5 protein-coding genes are annotated in these 4673 nt (G+C 63.3%); 3 read left to right on the top strand and 2 right to left on the bottom strand.

The genetic code is table 11. From position 1 onward, the window contains the following. The coding region (rapA, locus tag KDH09_06065) for an RNA polymerase-associated protein RapA (GenBank protein ID MCB0219243.1) at nucleotides 1-2111 on the top strand (2111 nt) is incomplete at its 5' end. Between the two features lie 53 nt (nucleotides 2112-2164). Here rapA and KDH09_06060 read toward each other — a convergent pair. Continuing rightward, nucleotides 2165-2593, bottom strand: coding sequence for a nuclear transport factor 2 family protein (locus KDH09_06060; GenBank protein ID MCB0219242.1), 429 nt, complete (start codon nucleotides 2591-2593; stop codon nucleotides 2165-2167). 121 nt (nucleotides 2594-2714) lie between these two features. On the opposite strand from KDH09_06060, the gene msrA reads away from it, so the two are divergent. Continuing rightward, entirely contained in the window at nucleotides 2715-3185 is a 471-nt protein-coding gene (gene msrA / locus KDH09_06055) for a peptide-methionine (S)-S-oxide reductase MsrA (GenBank protein MCB0219241.1), read from the top strand. Nucleotides 3186-3196: 11 nt separating this feature from the next. On the opposite strand, the gene KDH09_06050 is transcribed toward msrA, so the two are convergent. Continuing rightward, entirely contained in the window at nucleotides 3197-4129 is a 933-nt protein-coding gene (locus tag KDH09_06050; GenBank protein ID MCB0219240.1) for a hypothetical protein, read from the bottom strand. An 18-nt stretch (nucleotides 4130-4147) separates the two neighbouring features. Between KDH09_06050 and KDH09_06045 the strand changes: the two genes are divergently transcribed. Beyond that, on the top strand, nucleotides 4148-4673 hold a 526-nt coding region (locus KDH09_06045), incomplete at its 3' end, for a hypothetical protein (GenBank protein MCB0219239.1).

Raw genomic sequence — 4673 nt, 5'->3', positions numbered from 1 at the left:
TCATCTGCTCCTTCGAGTTCCTGCTGGGCAATCCCGATCGCCTGAGCGAGGCGACGGCCGAACAATGGGACCTGCTCATCATCGACGAGGCCCACCACCTTGGCTGGGACGTGGAAGAGCCCGATGCCGAGTGGGTGGCCGCCAAGCTGCTGAGCGATCACTCACGCGGCCTGCTGCTGCTCACGGCGACGCCGCGCCAGCAGGGCCTGGAAACCCAGTTCGGTCTGCTGCACATGGTGGACCCCGACCGCTTCGACAATTTTGAGGAATACCGCGAGCAGGCGGGCCACATGAAGGAGAGCGCGCAGCTCGCGCGGCAGATCCACGAGGGCAAGGCCACCAAGAAAGTCCTCGATGAGCTGGCCGCCCTCTTTCCCGAGGACGAGGACCTGCTCAAGAGCATCGAGAAGGTCCGCAAGGGCAAGGGCAAGGAAGCGCCGCACCTGCTGCGCTCGCTCATCGACCGCCACGGCACCGGCCGCGTCCTGATCCGCAACCGCCGCGAGCGCCTGCAGGGTTTTCCCGAGCGCAAGCTCATTGCCTCGCCCATGAAGGCGACCAAGGAGTGGATCGAGGAGCTCAAGAGCTTCGACGCCGAGGAAATCGACGAGCTGACAATGCTCTACCTGGCCACCGGCCGCCCGCCCCACACGCTCGCTTCGCGCGGCAAATGGCTGCGCGAGTTCCTGGAAAACCTGGGCGACGAGAAAGTGCTGCTCATCTGCACCGCCCCCGAAGTGGTGCGGGCGCTTGATCGCTGGCTCCACAAGAAGACCGGCATGAAGCGCGCCTGTTTCCACGAAGAGATGGAGATCATCGAGCGCGACCGCCAGGCCGCGTGGTTTGCCGATCCCGAGGGCCCGCAGATCCTGCTGTGCTCGGAAATCGGCGGCGAGGGACGCAACTTCCAGTTCGCCCACAAGCTCATCATTTTCGATCTGCCGCCCCACCCCGACCTGCTCGAGCAGCGCATCGGACGCCTCGACCGCATCGGGCAGGAACACGAGATCGAGATCTACGTCCCCTATGTCGAGGGCACGCCCGAGGAAGTGCTCTTTTCCTGGTATGCCGAGGGCCTCGAAAGCTTCACCCGCGCCTGGAACGGCGGCACGCCGCTGCTCGACGCCCTGCAGGACGACATCATCGCCTGCTGCCGGCACTACATTCCCGGCGCCAAGACTTACGAGGGGCGCAACGCGCAGCTCAAAAAGCTCATTGAGAAGACGAAGAAAATGGCCGCCGAGGTGCTCGAACAGGAACGCGAGAGCGTCGACACGCTGGTCGACCTCAACTCCTTCGACGAGGATGAGGGCAACCGGCTCGCCGGCGAGATCGCCGAGCTCGACGCCGACCCGCGCCTCAAGGATTACTTCGAGGCGCTGCTCGATCACTTCGGCATCGGTCACGAGCGCCACGACGCGGATGTCGTGCGCCTTCGCACCACGGCGCAGTCCTATGTGGACTCCCTGCCCGACCTGCCGCCGCACTCGAAGCGCCTGGCCACCTACAAGCGCGAAGTGGCGCTGCGCCGCGAGGAGCTGGCCTTCCTCACCACCGACAACCCCATGGTCGAAGAGGCCATGAGTTACCTGCTCGATCGCAACGAAGGCCGCGCCAGCATCGCCCAGTGGGTGGGCTCGCCCCAGAAGTCGGGCATGCGCCTGCAGCTACTCTACATTCTCGAACCCACCGCCCCGCCGGCGCTCGAGGCCGAGCGTTACCTGCCGGTGCAGCCCATCGAGGTGGTGCTCGACCACCAGGGCAACCTCATCAGCGACGAGGAAGAGATCAAGCGCAAGAGCCTCTCGGCCATGCCCGAGCACGAAGTGGCCTCGCAGCTCGAAGCGCTGCAGGAGTTCCTGCCGCCGCTCATTGAGAAGGCCCACGACCACGTCGCCAGGCTCGCGCAGCCGGCCATCAAGAAGGCCCTCAAGGAAGCCAAGGCGCGCATGGAAGAAGAGCAGGACCGCCTCGTAGAGCTCCACCGCGTCAACCCGATGATGCCCGAGGCCGAGATTGTGGCGCACAAGGAAAAGATGCGCGCCACGCTCGCCGTGCTCAAGGACGCCGAACCCCGGCTGGATGCAGTGCGGATGGTGTTTTTGCGGTAGATCGAACCCGCTGCGGCCCGTTCAATCCTTCGACAGGCTCAGGACGAAACGCCTCAATAAACCGAAAACGCGATGACGATGTGACGCTCGGCAAAGCGCCACTCCCCGTCGGCGCCGCGCTCGTACTTGTCCACGAAGTCTCCCACCATGTGCGGGCGCGGCTTGCCGCGTCCCTCTCCCAGGTGCACGTAGCTCGTCACCGCCACCGTTCCCACGGCGTGGTTCTCGTCCTGGATTTCCAGTTTCAGATTGGACGTGCTGTGGCGCGAGACGCCCACGCGCTCAGCCTGCTCGGTAAAGATCTTCTGCAGCTCGGCGGTGCCGCGGGCCTCACCGGCCACGCCGCGAAAGTGGGCGTTCTCGGTAAAGAGCTCGGCCATCTGGTCGGCCATCCCGTGGTCGAAACGAAAGCCGTACTCGGTGATGAGGTCCTCGATCTCGGACTTGATGAGCGCGCGCTGCTCGCGGGAAATTTCGGACATGGTCTGCTCCCCCTGCGTGTGCCCTCCTTCATAGCCGCCCTGCTGCCCCTGCGTAAATTGCTGAATCTGGCCAAGGGCCCCCTGCATCGATAGAATCGAGAGCACAGTTGGAGGTTTCGCCATGGCCAAGGCAATGTTCGGAGCGGGTTGTTTCTGGGGCGTCGAGTCGGCTTTTCGCAGGATTCCCGGGGTAGAAGACGCCGCCTGCGGCTACGCGGGCGGCACCACCACCAGCCCCACCTACGAGCAGGTCTGCAGCGGCCGCACCGGCCACGCCGAAGTGGTCGAGGTCGACTACGACCCCGAACAGGTCAGCTACGAGAAACTCCTTGATGCCTTCTGGAACATGCACGACCCCACCACCCCCAACCGCCAGGGCCCCGACATCGGCACCCAGTACCGCTCGGCGATCTTCTGCTACAGCCCCGAGCAGGAAGCCGCCGCCCGGGTATCCAAAGAAGCCCTCGACGCGTCGGGCAAACTCGGCCGCCCCATCGTCACGCAGATCGAGAAAGCCCCCACCTTCTGGCGGGCCGAGGAATACCACCAGCGCTACTTCGAGCGCCGGGGGATCGCGCCGGCCTGTCATTGAGGGATTGGGACTTATTCGGCTATCTCGATCTCGATGTGCCAGTAATACGGTGAAAAAGGCGGGGCGGGCAGGTTTCGATATTGCGTCAAGGCCGAACCGACGCAATCGTCGAGCGGTTCACCATCCCGCCAGAAGATGTCCGACACCACGCCCTTGCCGTCAATTCCCATGACGACGTTGATATTCGAAGTCGGTTTGGCGGCATTGCCGGTGCACTGCGCGACCGTTTGCGCGAGATACGGACCAACTTGTTGCATTGCCTGCGCCTCGTAAGCGTCCGCACCCTTGCGCTTCGCGTCTTCGTCCGCTCTTGTCATGGCTCTTTTCATTCGCTCTTCGAGCGGCACATAACGAAAATCTGCAAGCAATGCCCTGAACGCATCGATTGATTTCTCAAAATCCTCGATGCTCCGGCTTGAGAGCACAATGATCCCTACGCCGCCTGGCGTATCCACGTATCCAACCAGTTCATTGTTTCCCCACTTGTCACCGGAGAACCGGCGGATCAGAACTTTGCGCCCGCCTGCAGTTTTCGCGGGCGCCATATCCCTGGAAACAATGCTCGGTGAGTTTTCCTGGAAACGCTTGAGATCGACGGCCATCACATCCGCCACCCGGTCTTTGGCGTCGGGCGATGCGATGCCCCGGTTGATGTACATCATCACGTTTGAGTTCGACCAACTAGAACCCGCGGGATAGAGGACCACGGCGAGGCCATTGGACCGGCCCGAGGTAGAATCGAGAACCCAACCCGCAGGCGCATGGAGCTCAAACGAAAGCAGTCCTGTGGCGCAAAGACAGCCCTCCGCCTGGTCGGCCGGTGCCGCAAATGTGGAGCGCACACCCGCCAGCAGCAGACAGACGACGCCGAGCAAGAGATAACGGTATTTCATATCGGAAATTCTATACGAAGTGCCGCTTCGAATGCACTCTGAAATTGCCATGCGCTATGCTCCCCCCACATGGCGCGCGCGAAGGAACAAACGCTAAGTCCCTGGCTGCAGGGACCGGCATCCGATCTGCTGCTTGGTTGCGGGCTGCTCTATGCGGGCATTTTCGCCTACCTGAGTCTCATCTCCGCCGACGCGATGCTGAGCGGCTCGACCTGGCTTGCCGCCGCCGTCATCCTGCTCACCGGCGTGCCCCACTACGGCGCGACGCTCCTTCGCGTGATCGAGCACCCGCAGGCGCGCGCCCGGTACAGGCGCTGGACGATCTGGTCGGGGCTCATCGTCTGGGGCATCTTCGCCCTGGGGCTGTATCAGCAATACGTGGGCTCGCTGCTGCTCACGACCTATCTTTGCTGGAGCCCCTGGCACTACACGCTCCAGAACTACGGCATCGCCCTCATGTTCCTGCGGCGGCGCGGGATCGAGACCGACCAGCGCGCGCGGCGCCTGCTCTATGCCTCTTTCATCCTGAGCTTCGCGCTCACCATGATCGTCCTGCACGGGCAGGCCGCCGGTGGTATCTACGTGCCCATCAGCT

It is taken from the genome of Chrysiogenia bacterium (assembly GCA_020434085.1).
Taxonomy (GTDB): domain Bacteria; phylum JAGRBM01; class JAGRBM01; order JAGRBM01; family JAGRBM01; genus JAGRBM01.
The sequence above is the reverse complement of the archived record's forward strand: the minus strand, read 5'-3'. Positions and strand labels throughout refer to the sequence as shown.